Origin of the sequence: Nocardiopsis coralli (assembly GCF_014892575.1) — a bacterium.
Taxonomy (GTDB): Bacteria; Actinomycetota; Actinomycetes; order Streptosporangiales; family Streptosporangiaceae; genus Nocardiopsis; species Nocardiopsis coralli.
Genome location: NZ_JADBGI010000005.1, coordinates 17,670 through 36,578 on the forward strand (window position 1 = coordinate 17,670; position 18,909 = coordinate 36,578).

At 70.6% G+C, this 18,909-nt stretch carries 16 protein-coding genes; 9 read left to right on the top strand and 7 right to left on the bottom strand.

Annotated elements, in window-relative coordinates:
• Positions 1 to 23: 23 nt before the first annotated feature.
• On the bottom strand, positions 24 to 2,090 hold the full coding sequence (locus IDM40_RS06695) for a BCCT family transporter (RefSeq protein ID WP_193121053.1): 2,067 nt from the start codon (positions 2,088 to 2,090) through the stop codon (positions 24 to 26).
• A gap of 249 nt (positions 2,091 to 2,339) precedes the next feature.
• The gene (locus IDM40_RS06700; RefSeq protein ID WP_193121054.1) at positions 2,340 to 2,516 is read right to left on the bottom strand and encodes a hypothetical protein; all 177 of its coding nucleotides are present in this window, start codon (positions 2,514 to 2,516) and stop codon (positions 2,340 to 2,342) included.
• Positions 2,517 to 2,870: 354 nt separating this feature from the next.
• On the opposite strand from IDM40_RS06700, the gene IDM40_RS06705 reads away from it, so the two are divergent.
• Entirely contained in the window at positions 2,871 to 3,767 is an 897-nt protein-coding gene (locus IDM40_RS06705) for an alpha/beta fold hydrolase (RefSeq protein WP_193121055.1), read from the top strand.
• A gap of 47 nt (positions 3,768 to 3,814) precedes the next feature.
• Here the strand turns inward: IDM40_RS06705 and IDM40_RS06710 are convergent, their stop codons facing one another.
• Complete coding sequence (locus tag IDM40_RS06710) at positions 3,815 to 5,218, bottom strand: LCP family protein (RefSeq protein ID WP_193121056.1); 1,404 nt, start codon at positions 5,216 to 5,218, stop codon at positions 3,815 to 3,817.
• 273 nt (positions 5,219 to 5,491) lie between these two features.
• The gene (locus IDM40_RS06715) at positions 5,492 to 6,181 is read right to left on the bottom strand and encodes a PepSY domain-containing protein (RefSeq protein WP_193121057.1); all 690 of its coding nucleotides are present in this window, start codon (positions 6,179 to 6,181) and stop codon (positions 5,492 to 5,494) included.
• A 160-nt stretch (positions 6,182 to 6,341) separates the two neighbouring features.
• Here IDM40_RS06715 and IDM40_RS06720 point away from each other — a divergent pair, with 160 nt between their 5' ends.
• Positions 6,342 to 7,004 carry a response regulator transcription factor gene (locus tag IDM40_RS06720; RefSeq protein ID WP_193121058.1) on the top strand — a complete coding sequence of 221 codons (663 nt, stop codon included), beginning with the start codon at positions 6,342 to 6,344 and terminating at the stop codon, positions 7,002 to 7,004.
• Complete coding sequence (locus IDM40_RS06725; protein WP_193121059.1) at positions 7,001 to 8,374, top strand: sensor histidine kinase; 1,374 nt, start codon at positions 7,001 to 7,003, stop codon at positions 8,372 to 8,374. The genes IDM40_RS06720 and IDM40_RS06725 overlap by 4 nt, the downstream gene beginning before the upstream one ends.
• A gap of 23 nt (positions 8,375 to 8,397) precedes the next feature.
• On the opposite strand, the gene IDM40_RS06730 is transcribed toward IDM40_RS06725, so the two are convergent.
• A complete protein-coding gene (locus IDM40_RS06730; protein WP_193121060.1) occupies positions 8,398 to 8,895 on the bottom strand; it encodes a GbsR/MarR family transcriptional regulator in 498 nt (165 codons plus the stop codon).
• Positions 8,896 to 9,029: 134 nt separating this feature from the next.
• On the opposite strand from IDM40_RS06730, the gene IDM40_RS28780 reads away from it, so the two are divergent.
• Positions 9,030 to 10,592 carry a GMC family oxidoreductase gene (locus tag IDM40_RS28780; RefSeq protein WP_193121061.1) on the top strand — a complete coding sequence of 521 codons (1,563 nt, stop codon included), beginning with the start codon at positions 9,030 to 9,032 and terminating at the stop codon, positions 10,590 to 10,592.
• A gap of 72 nt (positions 10,593 to 10,664) precedes the next feature.
• Complete coding sequence (locus tag IDM40_RS06740; protein ID WP_193121062.1) at positions 10,665 to 12,086, top strand: aldehyde dehydrogenase family protein; 1,422 nt, start codon at positions 10,665 to 10,667, stop codon at positions 12,084 to 12,086.
• A 44-nt stretch (positions 12,087 to 12,130) separates the two neighbouring features.
• Here the strand turns inward: IDM40_RS06740 and IDM40_RS06745 are convergent, their stop codons facing one another.
• Together IDM40_RS06745 and IDM40_RS06750 are read right to left on the bottom strand one after the other, a co-directional pair.
• Positions 12,131 to 14,050: a S9 family peptidase gene (locus IDM40_RS06745; RefSeq protein WP_193121063.1), complete on the bottom strand. Its 1,920-nt coding sequence runs from the start codon at positions 14,048 to 14,050 to the stop codon at positions 12,131 to 12,133.
• A gap of 130 nt (positions 14,051 to 14,180) precedes the next feature.
• A complete protein-coding gene (locus tag IDM40_RS06750) occupies positions 14,181 to 14,930 on the bottom strand; it encodes a helix-turn-helix domain-containing protein (protein ID WP_193121064.1) in 750 nt (249 codons plus the stop codon).
• 418 nt (positions 14,931 to 15,348) lie between these two features.
• Here IDM40_RS06750 and IDM40_RS06755 point away from each other — a divergent pair, with 418 nt between their 5' ends.
• The 4 genes from IDM40_RS06755 (at position 15,349) to IDM40_RS06770 (ending at position 18,908) form a co-directional block, all read left to right on the top strand.
• Positions 15,349 to 16,827 carry an FAD-binding oxidoreductase gene (locus tag IDM40_RS06755; protein ID WP_193121065.1) on the top strand — a complete coding sequence of 493 codons (1,479 nt, stop codon included), beginning with the start codon at positions 15,349 to 15,351 and terminating at the stop codon, positions 16,825 to 16,827.
• A gap of 30 nt (positions 16,828 to 16,857) precedes the next feature.
• Positions 16,858 to 17,646, top strand: coding sequence for a phosphotransferase enzyme family protein (locus tag IDM40_RS06760; RefSeq protein WP_193121066.1), 789 nt, complete (start codon positions 16,858 to 16,860; stop codon positions 17,644 to 17,646).
• 161 nt (positions 17,647 to 17,807) lie between these two features.
• Entirely contained in the window at positions 17,808 to 18,386 is a 579-nt protein-coding gene (locus IDM40_RS06765; protein ID WP_193121067.1) for an HhH-GPD-type base excision DNA repair protein, read from the top strand.
• A gap of 111 nt (positions 18,387 to 18,497) precedes the next feature.
• Entirely contained in the window at positions 18,498 to 18,908 is a 411-nt protein-coding gene (locus IDM40_RS06770; protein WP_235997393.1) for a MerR family transcriptional regulator, read from the top strand.
• Position 18,909 lies beyond the last annotated feature (1 nt).

Sequence of the window (18,909 nt, forward strand, 5' to 3'; positions counted from 1 at the left end):
GGTCGGGCCGGGTTCCCGGGCCGTCAGCGGCGCTCACGCTCGGCCCCGGTGTCCGGATCGGTGTCGGGCCCGGCGCCCGTCACCGGCTCGGGCTCGGCACCGGTCTCGGGCCCGGGTTCGGCGGCGGGCTCGCAGATCTCGCCGGTGGCCGCGTCGTACCCGTCGGCCCACTCCCCGGTCCCGAAGTCGTAGTCGACCGGTTCGCCCTCCTCGTTGGTGCGCCGGTACCACTCGGTGTAACTCTCGTCGGTGGAGTCGATGTCGGCACCTGCACCGTTGCCCGGGCGGGACTCGACGACCTTCAGCGAGAAGTCGTCGCCGTAGCGTTCCACGCCCTCGGTCACGGCGTTGTTCACCGCGGTCTCGACGTAGCGCATGCGCAGTGCGAGCGGGTCGGTTCGCAGTTCCTTGAACCACGCGACGATCGCGGCGACCAGGATGAGGGCGAACGGGACCGCCGTGACGATCACGAGTTGCTGCAGGCCCTCCAGGGCCATCGCATCACCGAGGAGCAGCATCACGATCGCGATCCCCGACATGACCAGGCCCCAGAAGACGACCACCCAGCGGCGGGGCTTCTGGTCGCCCTGCGTGGTGAGCATGCCCATCACGACCGACGCGGAGTCGGCGGCGGTGACGAAGAAGATCGCCAGCACGACGATCACGACGTAGGGAAGCCAGCCGATGTAGGGCAGGTTGCCGATGACGGAGAAGAGCACCTCCGGCGGCGGGGTGTCGGCGCCGAGTCCCTCCGCGCCGTCCCGGTACATCCAGATGGAGGTACCGCCCATCACCGCGTAGGCGATGAAGAGCAGCGACGAGGGGATGAGGATCGTCCCGAGGGTGAACTGGCGGATACTGCGGCCGCGGGAGATGCGGGCGAGGAAGATGCCGACAAACGGCGACCAGGAGATCCACCAGGCCCAGTAGTAGACGGTCCACGTGGACTGGAACTCCTGCGTCTCCCCGCCCCACGAGAGCGAGCGGCCCATCATGTCGAACAGGGACCCGATGTACTCCATGACCGCCGAGGGGAGCAGGTTCAGGAGGAACAGCGATGGGCCGGCGAAGAACACGATCGCGATCATGCCGATCGTGAGCACGATGTTGATGTTCGACAGGTAGCGGATGCCGCGGGCCACACCCGAGACGGCCGAGACGACGAACGCGACGGTCAGGATCGCGATGATGACGACCAGGGCGCTGTTGGTGAGCTCACCGGCGCCCGAGACGATGGTGACGCCCGCGCCGATCTGCATCGCCGCGATACCGAGGGCGGCGGCCGTGCCGAAGAGGGTCGCGATGATCGCGAAGACGTCGACGAGCTTGCCGGCGAAACCCTCGGTGAGCCGCTGCCCGAACAGGGCCCGGAAGATCGACGACATGAGCAGGGACCGGCCGCGGCGGTAGGCCGCGTAGGCGACGGCGCCGCCGACCAGGGCGTAGAACGCCCACGCGTGGAAGCCCCAGTGGAAGTACATCTGGGCCATGGCCGTGTGCAGGGCCTCGGTCGACTCGGGTTCCTCGGTCATCGGGGGAGGGGAGATGAAATAACCGAGCGGTTCGGAGGGGCCCCAGAACAGGACCGCGACGCCCAGGCCTGCGGCGAAGAGCATGGCCACCCACGAGAACGTGCTGAACTCGGGTTTTTCGCCGTCCTTGCCGAGCGGGATCCTGCCGTAGCGGGAGAGGGCGATGCCCACCGTCGAGGCGAGCACGATGATCGCCACGGCGTTGAACATCCAGCCGAGGTTGTCGGTCGCCCAGAAGAAGGCCGTCTCGGAGACCGCGGCGACGTTCTGGGGCGACCAGATGCCCCAGGCGACGAAGGCGACCGTCAGCGATCCGGCGATCGCGAACACGAGCCGGTCGATCCGGTAGCGGCGGCGCTGCTCGTCGATGGGGATGCCCGGGACGAGGACCGGGTGTGTGTCGTGGGGGTACTTGGGACGCCGGTAGTCGAGGCTCGCGAACGCGGAGTTCCCGGTCCGCCGCTGGGGGTTCGGTCCTACCCCGTCCTCTGTGGTGTTCTTGTTCGGTTCTTGAGGGTTGTGCGGCTGCCCTAGGCCTTTGTTCGGGTTTTCGGGCATGACAAAAACAGCCTCCTCAGGAGTCTTCGAGCGGAGATGCAGAACGGGCCCGGAAAGGCGCGCACGCACGTCGAAAGAAGGGAGCAGAAAGATTGGGGAACCGGCAGCGGAATCGCCGGGTTCCGGCAGAGGCGGGAGGCTTCGGCGAGCACGACGGAAAGGTGTGCACGCACCTCTGCGCATGGTGAGAACGGCATGCGTCAGGCGTCATTGCCGACGGTGCCGGATCGATGTCCCGGGGCGGACCGGTTACGGTTCGCCGCCCGACCAGCCGATCGCCACGCCTGCCCACGAGTCGTTCTCGTGGCCGACCGTGTCGGTGGCGGCGTGAGAGCCGACCCGGTCACGGAGCGCGGCCAGGGGCCCCTGGCGCTCCGCGGACCCGCGCCCGTCGCGGCGCTGTGTCGGCGATCGGAATTCGGACATATGCGACACACAGTAACTGTGGATTGAGGCGCCTGTCAACTGCGGAATCGGAATCCGCCGTGCGCGTGTCTCTTTCCGGGGTTCTGCGGAAAGCGCGGCCGGCATTCCTCCTGTGGTCGGGGCATTTCCGGGCGCCGTGTCCGTCGCGGTCCATGTATGCGTTGTCGGCAAAGGGCCCTGATTGCCCGGTTTGCGAAGGTCTGTCGGGGTGGCGTGTGTCGGCGCCGGCGGCGGGTTCTGGTCCGCGTGTGCCACCCGGGCCGCATCTAACCCCCTAACTCCGTTTGACAGGTTAGTCGAGCGGTGGTCGACTGCACCCCTAACCAGTCAAAGCTACTGAAGGGGTTAGATCTGATGGTTGCAGGTCACCACCGGTTCACCGAGGTCGACGGGCACAGGGTCTTCTACCGCGAGGCCGGCCCTCGTGACGCCCCGGTGGTCGTGCTGCTCCACGGCTATCCGACGAGCTCGTTCATGTTCCGCGCCCTCATCCCGGAGCTCGCCGAGCACTACCGCGTCGTGGCGCCGGACCACATCGGCTTCGGGCTCTCCGACGCGCCGGGTGTCGACGAGTTCGACTACACCTTCGACAGCCTTGCCCAGATCACCGCCGCCCTCCTGTCGAAGCTGGGCATCACCGAGTACGCGGTCTACGTGCAGGACTACGGTGCCCCCGTCGCCTGGCGGCTCGCGCTGGCGGACCCCTCGGCGGTCACGGCGATCATCAGCCAGAGCGGCAACGCCTACGACGAGGGTTTCGTGGACGGCTTCTGGAAGGACGTGTGGGCCTACGCGCAGAACCCCGACGAGCGGACCGAGTCCGCGGTCCGGTCCGCGCTCACCCGTGAAGCGGTCGAATGGCAGTACCTGCACGGTGTCCCCGACCCGACACTGGTCGACCCGGAGGTCTGGGAACACGACCTCGCCCTGCTCTCCCGTCCGGGGAACGACCTGGTCCAGCTCCGGCTCCTGCGCGACTACGCCACCAACCCGCCCCTGTACCCGCGGCTGCACGAGTACTTCCGCATCTTCCGGGTGCCGCTCCTGGCCGTGTGGGGCGAGAACGACCGGATCTTCGGCCCCGCCGGCGCCGAGGCCTTCGCCCGGGACCTCCCCGACGCACAGATCGAACTGCTGCCCGGCGGTCACTTCCTGCTCGAGACCCACCTCGACGAGGTCGCCGCGCTGATCCGCCCCTTCCTCGCCTCAGCGCTGGGACCGCGCCAGGTGCCACGCGCGCAGAGGGCATGAGCGCTTCCGCGCGGCGCCGAGCGGGGGCCGGTGCCGCGCGGGCCCGTTCAGCAGGCGCCCTCCTCCTCGTCCTCGGCGGTGACACCGTCGAGGTCCTCGGTGACGGACAGGTCGCTCCCCGGGTCCGATCTCTCGGCGAACCCGTCCCAGTCGACGCCGGTGACCAGTTCGAGCGTTCCCTCCAGCCCGTCGGCCTCCTCCGTCTGCGGGGTGTTCTCGAGGGAACCCGCCAGCAGCTCCGCGGCCGCCTCCTCACCGGGGCCGTGGAAGACCGTGGTGGCCTCGGGAGCACGCTCCTCGGGGTTGCCCGTCCCGGTGACCTCGTAGCCCTCCCCGGTCAGGAACGCCTCGACCTCCGAGGCCAGCCCGTCGATGTCGGTGTTGTTGACGATCTCGACGGAGACGTCGGAGGGGTCGACCGAGCCGTCCCCGTCCGGGGCCTCGTCTTCCTGGTCGGCGGTCAGGTCCGCCCCCTCGTTGATCGCCGCGAACAGCTCCGGGGCCTCGGGGCCCATGGCCAGGCGGTTTTCGTTCTCGGGGTGGGCCTCGGTGGGGACCGTGACGAACTGGACCTGGTCCAGGTCGATCTCCCGCAGGGAGACCGCGATGTCGGCCATGGTGTCGACGGACAGGTCGTCGTCGGTGGTGATGGAGTCGGTCACCGCGCCGAGGAACTCGGTCACCGTCGCAGGGTTGCGCATGACCTCGCTGCTGAGGGCTTCGCGCAGCATCGCGCCCATGAACTCCTGCTGGCGGTCGATCCGGGACAGGTCGCTGCCGTCGCCCTGGGCGTAGCGCGAGCGCACGAAACCCAGCGAGTCCTCGCCGTCCAGGACCTGGAGTCCGGCGTCCAGCTCCAGCTGGGCCTTGGGGTCGTCGACGGGTTCGGGGACACACATCTCGACCCCGCCGAGGGCGTCCACCATGTCCTTGAACCCGATGAAGTCCATCATGACGAAGTGGTCCAGGTGCACCCCCGTGACCTCCTCGACCGCCCTCCACTGGCATCCCACCCCGCCGAAGGTCATGGCGGAGCTGATCATGCCCTCCTGCGGCGACATGCCCTCGTAGCCGTCGCCCGGATCGCAGCCCGGCAGGTCGACCACGAGGTCGCGGGGCAGGTTCACCAGCGTGGCGGCGCCGCTGTCGACGTCGATACTGGCGATGAGCATCGTGTCGGCGCGCTCGCCCTCGGCGTCCCCGTAGTCGGCGTTGTCGCCCGTGCGCACGTCGGAGCCGAGCACGAGGAGGTTCATGATGCCGTCCACGTCCACCGGCCTCTCGCCCCACTCGTCGGTGTCCACCTCGGTGGTCGTGACGTTGCCGACCAGGCCCTGGTACCAGCCGTAGCCGGCCAGACTCACGATGACGGCCAGTGCGGTAGCGGCACAGGCGATCCACTGCAGGGTGGACAGCCGGGACGCGCCCCGGGCGGAGCGTTCTTCGAGCATGAGGTGGCAGAGCTTTCGGTGGAGCGGGCGAGTGGAATCGCAGAACTGTTTCCGGCCGAAGGGCGCCACCGAACTCGGGTTCTTTTTGCGACCGCGACGAGTTCACGTGATTTCCGAGCCGGAACGGGTTCCGAACGGGCCGGTTCGAAAAATGCGCGCAAGGCAGGGCCGGGCCCTCATGCGCGCCGAACGGCCCCGCCCAGCGTGTCAACGATTACTGAATCAAGGCTGAAACGATCCTGAAGCCCCTCTTCAGGTGAACCCCGGGACCCGTCAGTCGCCCGGGCGGATGTCGACGACCTCACCGGAGTGATCGAGGAGCACGTCGTAGGAGCGCCCGTCGGGGCTCCGCACAGCGATCTCCCAGCCGTCCTCGCCGGTGCGCTCGACACCGGTCGCACGCGCGCCGTCCCCGACCGCGTCCTCGGCGGCGGCGCGGGCGGATTCCCGGTCGGCCTCGGCCCGCGGCCCGGTGTCCTCCCACGGGGCAGGACCCCCGCCGGGGTCGCGCAACGAACGCCCGTTGATGGTGAAGACATCGGCCTCGTCGCGGCCGTCCTCCCCGCTCGCGTCGTAGCGCACGCCGAGCGTCACGTCGGAACCGTCCAGGGAACGCAGCTCCTCCAGGACCGGATCGGCGACCCCGTCGGCGTCGAAGTCCTCCAGGACGGGATCGGTGAGCAGCCACGCGCGGGGGCCGAAGTCGACCCCGACACCCGCGCCGTACCAATCGTCGGGGCCGTCCCCCGAGCGCAGCTCACCGACCAGCTGTTCCAGGCCCTCGACCGGTACGGACTCGCCCTCTCCGCCGGGTTCGGGCAGTGAGGGGGCGCCGGTGAACCCGTCGAGGTGCACCGTCTCGACCGTGTGTTCCGGGTCCTCGGAGAAGACCAGGCGCCCACCGACGCCCAGGACCGTCGCCGCCACCACACAGGCGGCGAGCACGGTCGTTCTTCGTCGCATCGTCGTTCCTTATACGGTGGGTGCGGACAGGTTCCCATTGTTCACGGGCCCGATGACGGGTCCCTGAAAACATCCTGAAGATCGAATTCAGGTTTCTTTTGTCGTGGGCCGGCATTCTTTCCGTGCCGGGGCGGCCGAGCGGGCAGGGGGATGCAACGCGGTGTCGATTCTGTTGGTCGAGGACGAGGCGGGCATCGTCTCCTTCGTGCAGCGCGGGCTGGAGAGCGCCGGGCACCAGGTGCTGACCGCCTCCGACGGTGTGGACGGGTTGATCCTGGCGCAGTCCTCCGACGTCGACCTCGTCATCCTGGACCTCGGGTTGCCGGGCCTGCCCGGTGAGGAGGTCCTGCGCCGACTGCGCCGTCGCCGTCCTTCCGTACCGGTGATCGTACTGACCGCGAAGGACGCGGTGAGCGACCGCGTCGCCAACCTCGACGCCGGCGCGGACGACTACACCGTCAAGCCGTTCAGCCTGAACGAACTGCTGGCCAGGGTCCGGGCCCGGTTGCGCACCAGCGGCCAGGAACGCGGTGATGCCCTGGCCGCAGGGGGCGTGACACTGGACTTCGGGGGACACGTGGCCCACGTGGACGGGACCGCCATCACCCTGTCGGCCCGGGAGTTCGCCCTGTTGGCGGTCTTCATCCGCCACCCCGGACAGGTGTTCTCCCGGCCCCAGCTCCTGGACCTGGTGTGGGGGTACGACTTCGAGGGCGCCTCCAACGTCGTCGAGGTCTACGTCAGCCAGCTGAGGCGCAAACTCGGCGCCGACCGTATCCAGACGGTGCGCGGTGTCGGTTACCGCCTGAACGGCCGAGGGTGAACCTCGCCGGCCGCCTGATCCTGCGGTCGCTGTTGGTCATGGCCTTGGTGATCGGTGGCATCACTGCTCTGACCTACGAACTGGTGCAGGTCTCGGGGCGCAACGACGTGGACGAGCTGTTGCAGCAGGAGGCCGAGTTCCTGAGCGACGCGCTCGGCGAGGAGCTGCCCGCCGCGGCCGGGCTGGACGGCGTGGTGTCGGGCCCCGAGGCAGAGGAGGCCGCACGCCAGGCACTGACCGTGCGCCCCAGCGGGGAGCGGCACGTGTCGTCGGTGCACGCCAACGGGGTCCGGTTGCAGAGCACGGGCGGTCCGTCCAGGGCGGCGGCCCTCATGCGCGGCGACGACGCACCCCGGCCGGAGCCCGGGGCCGTGCGCACCGAGCACACGGACGCCGGGCCTATGCGTGTGCTCGACACCGCCGTCACCGACGGGACCGGACGGCAGGTCGCGGTGATCAGCCTCGCCTCGCCCTTGGACACGGTCCACGACAAGGCCACCACCGTCCTGCTGGTCGCCTCTGCGGCCGGTGCCCTCGGCCTCGGCGTGGGCGGGACGACGTTGTGGTTGGTGGTGCGCCGGACCCTCGCACCGGTACGCACGGTCTCCGCGGCCGCGAAGGAGATCCGCCCGACCGACCTGGCCACACGTGTCCCCGTACCGGACACCGACGACGAGATCGCCGAACTGGCCACCGAGATCAACCAGATGCTCACCCGCATCGAACAGGCCGACGACACCCGGCGCCGGTACCTGGCGGCCATCTCCCACGAGGTCCGCACGCCGCTGGCGGTCGCCAAGGGGCACCTGGAGCTGTTGGGCGGTCCCGAGGCGGACGTCGTGCACGCCGAACTCGACCGGTTGCGGCAGGTGTTGGAGGACCTCATGGCCGTGGCACGCGGGGGCGACGAGATCGACGCCCACCGCGGTCCGGTCTTCCTCCCCGACGTCGTGGAGGCCGTACGCGCCCGCGTGAGCTCCCTGCCCCACGCACGCTCCGTCGTGTTCGAGGAGGCTTCGCCCCAGGTCGTGCTGGGCGATCAGGACCGGTTGGAACAGTGCCTCATGAACCTGGTCTCCAACGCCGTGGACCACAACCCGCCGGACGTGACCGTCACGGTGGCCGCCCGTGCGGAGGCCGGTACTGCGGTCCTGACGGTCGCGGACGACGGGAACGGGATCGACCCCGGTCTGCTTCCGCACGTGTTCGAACCGTTCGTGACGACTCGCTCCGACGCATCGGGCGGGCTGTCCGGTCTGGGGCTGGCGATCGTCCAGGCGCGCGTGCGGGCGCAAGGGGGAGAGGTCGACATCGACAGCGGCCCCGAGGGGAGCTCGGTGCACATCCGCCTGCCCCTCGCCACCGCGTGACCACGGGGGCGCGAGGGTCCAGGTCAGGGCTGTGCCCGGCGGGCCTCCCACCGTGCGGTGTACTCGGTGAGCAGGGACTCGAGCTGCGAGACCAGGAAGCGGTAGTAATCCAGCATCTCGCCCAGCCGTTCCCGTTGCACGGCCGACAGTTCGGCGCGGTGTTCCTCCGCGCTCTCCGCCAGGTGCAGCAACCGGGTGGTCGACTCGAGCTGGTGCCGCAGGCAGCCGACCCAGGCGTCGTCGCGCCAGCGGTACACGAAGTGCCGTGAGCCCGGCTCCTTGACACGCTCGACGACGCCGTTGGTCTTGAGCAGCCGGGTCGTCTCCGAGACCGACCCCTTCCCGGCCCCGAGCGCTTCTTGCAGCTCCGCCGAGGTCAGCGCACGTTCACTGAGGATGAGCACGCCCGCGGCCCGACCGGCCATCGGCGGCCAGCCCATCGCCCTGCCGATGTGCAGTCCGAACTGCTCGACGATCGACGCGAGCGGGTCGGCCCCGCTGTCGTCGGCTGCCAGGGCCACGCTTCCTCCACGAAAGTTCGCAAAAAAGTGAACGTTCAGTATTGACCGAACTCTGTGATGTGGGTCATTGTACAGATCGGGCGACCGGGCCGTGACGGGGGTCGAGGCGCCCCACACAGGGCGGGAGATGAGCAGTGGCGAGCAACGGATGGGACCTCATCGTGGTGGGCGCGGGCTCGGCGGGCGCACCGCTCGCGGTCCGCCAGGCCGAGAAGGGCAAGCGGGTCCTGCTGCTGGAGGCCGGCCCCGACTACCGGTCGGCGCAGATGCACGAGGCGTGGCGCTCGCCCAACCCCGCGGCCGCGCTGGCCGACCCCGCAGCGATCGAAGGCATGCTCTGGACGGGCCTGGACTCCTCGCGCACCGATGCGCAGCAGCCCGCACCGTACTGGCGCGGCCGGGGCGCCGGGGGCAGCTCGTCGGTCAACGGCCAGATCGCGATCCGGCCGCCGATGGAGGACTTCACCGACTGGGCCGCACTCGGTTGCGACGGATGGTCGCCCGGAGACGTCCTGCCCCACTTCGCCCGGGTCGAGGACGACGAGGACTTCGGCGACGCGCCACACCACGGACGCGGTGGCCCCACACCCATCCACCGGACCCCGCAGGACCGGTGGGGCAGCGTCGACACCGCGCTGTTCAGCTCCGCACGGGCCGCAGGGTTCGAGTGGGCACCCGACGTCAACGCACCCGGGGCGACCGGGGTCTCGCCCTACCCGATCAACTCCCGCGACGGGCGGCGGGTGTCGGTCAACGACGCCTACCTGGAACACGCCCGCGACCTGGAGAACCTCACCGTGCGCGGGGATGCGCTCGTGGACCGGGTGGTCCTCGAGGGCGGGCGCGCGACCGGGGTCCGGGTCGTCACCGGCGGGACCACGGTGACCGAGCACGCGGACACGGTCGTGCTGAGCGCCGGCGTCGTCCACACCCCGGGGATCCTGATGCGTTCCGGCATCGGCCCGGCCCGGCGCCTGGAGTCCCTCGGCATCGGCGTCCGGCAGGACCTCCCGGTGGGACAGGGCATGCAGGACCACCCCATGGCACTGCTGTCCCTGCCCCTGACCCCGGCCGCGTCGGTCGGGACCCCGAACGACCGGCACACCAACGTCTGCGTCCGCTGGACCAGCGGCGCCGGGGCACCCGTCAACGACCTGATGTTCGTCTCCATGAACCAGAACGTGCTGGCCATGGCCGCGGCCGACACCGGGGCCGGGGCGGGCGCCTACGGGGTTTGGCTCAACCAGGCCCGGTCGCGCGGTGAGCTGACCCTGACCTCGACCGATCCGGCGCAACAACCGCGGATCCGCCAACGGATGCTCTCCGACGAACACGACCTCGCCCGGATGCGGGACGGGATCAGGGCCCTGGTCGACCTGGCCCGCCGGCCCGCGACGGCAGCCGTCACCGAGGGGGCCGTGGAACACGCGAACGCGGCCCTGTTCGCCGCGCTCGACGACGACCGCGCCCTCGACGCACACCTTCTGGCCACGGTGGGCGACGCACAGCACGGGACCAGCACCTGCCGCATGGGCCACCCCGACGGGGACGGCACCGTGGTCGACCCCGCGTGCCGCGTACTCGGGGTGGAGGGCCTGCGGGTGGTCGACGCGTCCGTGTTCCCGAGCGTGCCCAGGGCCAACACCAACCTCGTCACCATCATGGCCGGAGAGCTCATGGCCTCCCGGCTCGACTGACGCCGCCGCCCCACACCCTCGGGCGCGCCATCTCGGCGGGCCCGCCCGGCACCACGGAGGGACAAGACGCCCATGAAGACCCTGCAGAACCTCATCGGCAGCGCGTGGGAGGGATCGCGGCGCACGGTGTACCTCGAGGTCGTCGACCCCGCCACCGAGGAGGCCGTGGCCCGGTTCCCGGCCGGCTCGACCGACGACGTCGACCGAGCGGTGGAGGCAGCGGAGCAGGCGCAACCCCAGTGGGCCGCGCTGCCGGTCGCCGAACGTGTCGCACGCATCTCGGCCTGGGCCGACGTCGTCGCCGAACACAGCGCCGAACTGGCCGAGCTGGAATGCCGGGAGATGGGCAAACCGGTCGGGACCGCCCGCACGTTCATCGACGGGGCGGTCGAGGGGCTCAGGGGCGCCGCGGAAGAAGCGCTGGACTACCCGTTCGAGCGGGACATCGAACGCGCCGACGGCGGACGCACACGCATCCTGCGGCACCCGCTGGGCGTGGCCGCGGTCATCACGCCGTGGAACTTCCCGGTCGCGATGGTCCTGTCCGCCCTCGGCCCCCTGCTCGCCGCGGGCAACACCGTGGTGGTCAAACCCTCCGAGCGTTCACCGCTGTCCACCGCGCGGCTGTTCGAGCTCCTCGACCTGCCGCCCGGTGTGGTCAACCTGGTGCTCGGCGATGCCCGCGCGGGTGCGCCCCTGGCCGAACACGGGACGGTGCAGCTGGTGCACTTCACGGGCTCGGTCGGGGCCGGGCGCACGATCGGGGCCAACGCCGGCAGGCAGTTGCACCGGACCGTGCTCGAACTCGGCGGCAAGGACCCGGTCGTCATCGACGCCGACAGCGACCCGGAGGCCACCGCCGAGGCCGTGGCCTTCGGCGCCTTCGTCAACACCGGGCAGATCTGCACGTCGATGGAGCGCATCTATGTGCACCGGGAGATCGCCGAGAGGTTCGTCGACGCACTGGTCACCGCGGCCCAGGGCTTCACCGTGGGCGACGGACGCCGGGAGGACACGGTGCTCGGCCCGCTCGTCGACGCACGTCAGCGCGGGCTCGTCCACAGTCACGTCACCGACGCCGTGAACCGGGGTGCACGGGTGCGCACCGGCGGCGCCGTGCCCGAGGGGCGGGGGTTCTTCTACCCGCCGACGGTCCTGACCGGCGTGGACGATTCCATGCTGGTCATGGCCGAGGAGACCTTCGGCCCGGTCGCCCCGGTCGCCGTCGTCGAATCGTTCGAGGAAGGGCTGGAGCGCGCGTCGCGGTCGAGGTTCGGACTGGCCGCCACCGTCTTCACCCACGACCCCGGGCACGCGGCCGCGGCGACGCGCATCCCCGCCGGTGTCACCTGGATCAACCAATGGCAGGGCGGGGGCCCGGAGCGGTTGTACGAGCCGGCCCGCGACAGCGGGATGGGCGCCACCGGCGCGCACGCCGCCTACGACGCCGCCACGCGTCCCGCGTCGGTGCACATTCCGGCCCCGTCCTCGTAGGTCCTCTGCGCCCCCGCGGGCACCGTTGCCGCGCTCGCGGCGCATCAGGCCGGGGTGGAGGACCGTCCGCCCAGGTGGCGTGCGAGGAACCGCTCGAGTGTCCGGTACAGCTCGATGTTGCTGTCCGGGTTGGTGAACCAGTGCCCCTCGGACTCGTTCACCAGGTGCTCGACCTCGGCGCCGCGGCTGCGGAGCGCGTCGGCGATCCGGTCGGAATTGCGGCGGTGGACGCGCACGTCGTTGGCGCCGTGGACCAACAGCACCGGCGCGGTGATGTCGTCGACCCGGCTGATGGGGGAGCGGGCCAGCATGTCGGCCTCCTGGCGGGGGTCGTCCGGGTCGCCGATGTAGCGCAGGTAGCTGTTCTCGACGGTGCGCCGCGCGAACGGCACGACCGACCGCACGAGGTCGACGAGGTCGGACATGCCGGTGTAGCTGACCGCGGCGGCGAACCGGTCCGGGGTGAACGCGGCCCCGACCAGGGCGGCGTACCCGCCGTAGGAGCAGCCGTAGATCGCGACCCGGTCCGGGTCGGTGACGCCCTGCTCGATCACCCGGTCGAGGGCGTCGATCAGGTCGTCGTGCATGCGTCCGGCGAACTCCCCGATCGCCGCCTGGGTGTGGGCCTTGCCGTAGCCGGTGGAGCCGCGCATGTCCACCTGGAGCACCGCGTAACCGCGGTCGGCCAGAAGCTGCACCTCCGGGTCGTAACACCAGCTGTCCCGGTACCACGGGCCGCCGTGCACCAGCAGCACGGTGGGCAGGCCGCGCGGCTCGACCCCGACCGGCAGGGTGAGGTGGCAGGGCAGGGCCAGGCCGTCGCGGGCCGTGACGGTGAAGGGCGTGACGGGGGCGAGCCGGGCCGGGTCCAGGTGCGGGTAGGGACGGAACAGCCGGCGCGCCTGCCCCGTGTTGTGGTCGTAGAACCACGTGACACCGGGGTCGCGGTCGTGGGTGAAGTCCACGACCCAGCGCTGCCCGGTGGCGTCGCAGGACACGTGCCCCAGATCGCCGTCGGACAGCTCCGCCAGCCGCGGCAGCACCTCGGCGAAATGCGGGTCGAGCGCGTGGATCTCCTGGCGGGCACCCAGGTAGCGGACGCCGAGCAGGTCCCCGGTGCACGAGTGCAGGATCAGCGAGGACGGGAAGCGCGGGTCGGCCTCGGGCCGGGGCGTGTCCAGGTCGAACACCGGGTGGCTGTCCACCTCGCTCTGCTCCCCGGTGGTCAGGTCGACCCGGACCGGGCGGGTGCGGTCCGAGTTCTCCGGCGAACCGATCCACAGACCCTCCCCGTCCGGGCTGAGCACGGCCGGGGCAGGGCCGAAGGGGAAGTCGATGCCGGCGAACCGGGCGATCGGGCGCCGCCCTTCCGGCTCCCACTCCGACAGCAGGTGGTCGCCGCCCTCCTCGACGGAGAAGGACAACAACCGGTCGGGGCTACGCAGCCAGGTGTAGACGTCGCCCGGGTTCTCCGCGGCGCAGGTCAGCTCGCCGGTGTCCAGATCGAGCTCGTACAGGTCGACGAGGTCGGGGCTGCGCTTGTTCAGCGGCACGAGCGCGGTGTCCGGGCGGTCCGGGGGGAGCTGGGTGCCGAGCAGCCGCACACCCTCGTAAGGCGTGAGGTCGACCGTGGGCTCCCCGGGGCGGTACGGGTCCGCGCGGTGCAGGTGCCAGTTCTCGTCGCCGTCGGAGTCCTGCAGGAACAGCAGGCGACGGCCGTCCGTGCTCCAGAAGAAGGTGTCGATGTTGCGGCGGGTCTCGGAGGTGACGCGCCGGGCGCCGGCGGTGTCGCTGTCGTCGGGGGCGGACCAGTCCGAGTCGATGTCACGGACGAACACGTTGAGCCGTCCCCGCCACGGGGCGAGGTAGGCGGCCTTCGTGCCGTCCGGGGACAGCACGGCCCGGCTCCGTACCGGCAGGCCGAAGAAGTCTTCGACGGGGATCGGCGTCGACGGTGCGGTCATGGTGGATCCTCGTGGTCGGTGGCGGCGTGCACCAGCCACTCCAGACCCCGACGTCGCGTCGGACTCAAGGCCTCGATGGATGACGTGCATCACCGTCGATCGAGGGGCGGCTCAGGGGCTCGGCGCGGTCTCAGCCCCCGCCGGAGCCCTCGCCGGTCGCGGCCAACCGCTGCTGGACCTGCTGCAGGACACGGTGTTGCACGGGTTCGAGCGCCTGCTCGTTCAATTGCTCCATCAGAGCCGAGGCCCGGTGGTCGAGCGGGGGCAGCTCGGTCAGCCCGGCCACCACCGGTTCCAGGTGGGTCACCAATTCGTCGACCAGAGCGGCGACCTCGACGTCCGGGGTGTCGGGCCCGAGGGCGTAGAAGCGCTCCGTCAGAGCCACGTTCACCGCCGAGTCCGGGGCCGATTCACCGACCAGGGCGGTGAGCAGCGCCGGACCGCCGTGGCCGAGCAGGTGTCCGGCCAGCACCAGCTGCTCGTGTTCGTAGCGGGCCATGTCCGCGCTGATCTTCTCCGGGTCGGTGCGCCAGCCCGACCACCCCGGAGGCAGATCGGGCGGGGTGTTGCCCCGGCGCAGCGCGGCGATGTCGGCCCGGCGGGCGGTGAGCCGTTCGATCTCGGCGGCGGCCCGGCGATCGAGCTCGTCGAGCAGTTCCTCCGCGGCCGTCGGATCGTCCAGCACCTCCGGGAGCGCGGACAGGGGCAGGCCGAGCGCGGTCATCCTCGTGATGCGCAAGAGGCGGACGAGGTCGCTCACGCCGTAACGCCGGTAGCCCCCGGACGAGCGCGGCGGCTCCGGCAACAGTCCGATCCGGTGGTAGTGGCGCAACGTGCGGACGGTGACACCGGCCAGCTCGGCGAGTTCACTGCTGAGCATCGGGCGGCTCCTCGGGATCCGGATCGGGCAGGACGTGGGGGTGAATTCGGGTCGGGCACGGGTGCGCATTTGCACCAGCCGTACCATTCTCCTCCATTCTTCATCATCCGGATCACCTCGAGAACCGGACATCGACGGACCATTCCCGCGAGAACCGGTGGCGCATCCCGGAGACGTTCCTCCGTCCGTCGGAGCGTCGGTTGAACCGTGCCCGGCCCGTGGTGATACTCGACTGGTGACCGAGGTTGAGCTGGTGGTCGGCCCCCCTGAGATCCGGTTTGCCGGTCCGGCGCACAACCTGCCGCCCAGAACGTGGCGCCCGACAAGGATCCCCCATTAATTTCCCGCGTCCGGGTCCGGCGACGAATCGGAATTCGGGGGCCTCGAATGCGCCCCGTGACAGTGCAGAGGTGCAGGAATGACACAACAGTTCGACCGTGCAGGGCCGTCTCCGAGGAACACGGGCATCGGCCGGCGGACCCTCCTCCGGGCCGGAGGGGTGCTCGGTGCCGCCGGTGCCCTGGGTGCCCTCACCAACCCCGCGTACGGGGCCGGCCGGCCCGACCACTGGCTCCGCCCCGGCGACGAGGGGTACGACGCGGCGGTGTCCGGCTTCAACACCACGGTGACCCGTCGGCCGGAGGCGGTGGTCCTCGCCCGCGACGCGGAGGACGTGCAGCAGGCCGTGCGCTACGCCGGACGTGAGGACCTCCCCGTGTGTGTGATGGCGACCGGGCATCAGGCATCGGTCTCCTTCGAGGGCGGCATCCTCGTCTCGACCGCGGCGATGGACGGGGTCCGCGTGGACCAGCACTCCTCGTCGGTGCGGGTCGGGCCCGGGGCCCAGTGGGGGCCCATCGCCGAAGCCACCGCACCCCACGGCCTGGCGGGGCTCGTCGGCTCGTCGGTGAGCGTCGGGGCCGTCGGTTACACGCTCGGCGGCGGGCTGAGCCCCACGTTCGGCCGCCTGCACGGCTACGCCGCCGACCACGTGTCGCGCCTCGAGATCGTGACCGCCGACGGCGAACTGCGGGTCGCCACCCCGGAGCAGGAACAGGACCTGTTCTGGGCGGCCCGGGGCGGCAAGGGCAATTTCGGGATCGTCACCTCGCTCGACTTCGGGCTCTTCCCCGTGCGGACCCTCTACGCGGGCGCGATCATGTACCCCGCCGAAGTCGCCCGCGAGGTCCTGCCGGCCTGGCGCGACTGGGCCGCCGAGGCGCCGGAGAGCGTGACGACCTCGGCGGCGTTCGTGGAGATCCCGCCCGACGCGCCGCTCCCCGACGACGTGCGCGGCCGGCGTGTGGTGAGCGTGCGGGTCTCCTACGTGGGGGACACCGACGAGGGCGCCCGGCTCGTGGCCCCGCTCCGGGACGCCGGGCCGGTCCTCCTGGACTCCGTCGACGAGATGCCGTTCACCGACTGGGACATCATCCACAGCGACCCGGAGGGGCCGATCCCGGCCTACGAGCGCACGAGCCTCCTCGGCGAGCTCCCGGATCTGGCGCTGGAGGTGATGATCGAACTCGCCGGGGCAGACTCGGGTTCGCCGATGGACCTGGTCGAGGTCCGCCAGCTCGGCGGCGCCCTGGCGCGCGACCCCGAGGTGCCGAACGCCGTGGGGCACCGCGACGCCGCCTTCACGTTCTTCACCATCGGGCTGGCGCCGCCCGAGCAGGTCGAGGAGGTGCGCGCGCACGGCGCCCTGCTCGTCGAGGCGATGGAGCCTTGGGGCATCGGCGGCGCCTACGTCAACTTCCTGTCCAGCGACGAGGCGGACCCGGCCGACGTGGAGCGCGCGTACGCGCCCGAGGTGTACGAGCGCCTGGTGTCGGTGAAGTCGGACGTGGACAGCGACAACATGTTCCGCCTCACCCACAACATCCCTCCGGGGTGAGCGCCGTGCCGAACCTGACGGGCCGACCGCATGGTTGACGGCGAGGGGTTGCGCGGCGGGGTCAATGTGGTCCGCAGATCCGGCGACCGGGTCCACCGCCCGTCGACGGCGGCCACACCGACCATCCACCGCCTGCTCGCGCACCTGCGTGCACGGGGGTTCGCCGGGGCTCCGACACCCCTCGGCCGGGACGCGCAGGGCGACGAGGTCCTGTCGTTCCTCCCGGGCGAGGTGCCGGGGTCCCTGCCGCCCCGGCTGAGGTCCGAGCGGCTCCTCGGATCGGCCGGTGCCCTGCTGCGCGGCTTGCACGACGCGAGCGCCTCGTTCGGGACCGGGCCCGAGGACCGCTGGCAGGTGGCCCCTCGGGCGCCGAGGGAGGTGATCTGCCACGGGGACATCGCCCCCTACAACAGCGTGGTGCGGGACGGGCGCGTCGTGGGGTTCATCGACTTCGACACCGCACACCCCGGGCCGCGACTGTGGGACCTCGCCCACGCCGCCTACCGGTTCGCGCCTCTCCACGCGCCGGACAACCCGGACAGCCTCGGGGACATCGCGGACCAGGCCGGACGCGTCGTCCTTCTCTGCCGGGCGTACGGACGGGAACCGGACGGAGCCCTGCTCGACGCCGTGGTCGAACGGCTCCGGTGGACCATCGAGCACATGCGTGAACAGGCCGACCGGGGCAGCACGGCCTTCCAGGAACACATCTCCGACGGGCACATCGACCTGTACCGGGAGGACATCGCCCACATCCGTGCGCACTTCTCGGCCCTGACACGCTCGTTCGATGCTCTCGGGGCGGGTGGGATCCGGTGAAGGGACGAACGCTGCAGCACGACCGGGTAGAAGTGGAGCACGACCTGGAGCGGTCCCCGGTCATGGCGGGTACGGACCCCGCCCGACAGGGGAACAGAACCCGCCACGGTGGGAACCGGCGGCGACCGTCTGTGCCGCCGTGAGACCGGAGGAGGACGAGGATGAGCCGCACGTTGTTTTTCACCGGGGACGCCGACGCGGACCGGCTGCTGTCCGAGAACCCGACGGCCCTGATGATCGGGATGCTGCTGGACCAGCAGGTGCCCATGGAGTCCGCCTTCGCGGGGCCGAAGAAGATCCTGGACCGGCTGGGTTCGTTGGACACCGACGAGATCGCGTCCATGGACCCGGAGCGGTTCCAGGAGCTCTGCGCCCGGTCGCCCGCGGTGCACCGCTTCCCGGGGTCGATGGCCAAACGGATCCAGGCGCTGTGCGCTGCCCTGGTCGAGGGGTACGGCGGCGACCCCGAAGAACTGTGGACGTCCGGGAACCCCGACGGGCGCGAGGTGCTGCGCCGGCTGCGGGCGTTGCCCGGGTTCGGTGAGCAGAAGGCGAAGATCTTCCTCGCGCTGCTGGGCAAGCAGTGGGGCGTGCAGATCCCCGGGTGGCGGGACGCCTCCGGCGTCTACGGCGCGGAAGGCGCCCGGCGTTCCATCGCCGACGTGGTCGACGACGAGACGCTGCACGAGGTGCGCGCCGAGAAGAAGCGCCTGAAGGCCGAGGCCAAGAAGGAAAAATGACGCCGCGGTCCTCCCGGCCAAGAACGGGAGTTCCATTCATGAAAAGGGGGTGCAGGGGGCGGAAGATTCCTGTGTGTTGCCTTTTCGGGGCGTGGGATAGAGTGGGAAACCATGTCCGACGTGACGACAATGCAGATCGGTGAGCTGGCGAAACGCATCGGCGTCAGTGCCCGCTCATTGCGCTACTACGAACAGCAGGGGCTCCTTTCGCCCACCCGGGGTGACAACGGATACCGGATCTACGATGAGCTCTCCATCGTCCGGGCCGAGAACATCAAGCAACTCTTCGAGGCCGGTCTCACCTCTGCGGATGTCATCCAGTACATCGAGAACGGGTGTCTGGACCGGCCCCTGGCCGAGTCACCGCCCTGTTCCGCGGAACTCGACACCGTGCAGGAGCGGTTGGCCGGTCTGGACGAACGCATCGCACGGCTCCAGAGCCTGCGCGAACGGTTGGTCTCCCACCACACCGAACTGGCGCACGCCATCGAAGCGGAGCAGGTGCCCGAGTCCCGGGGTTGAC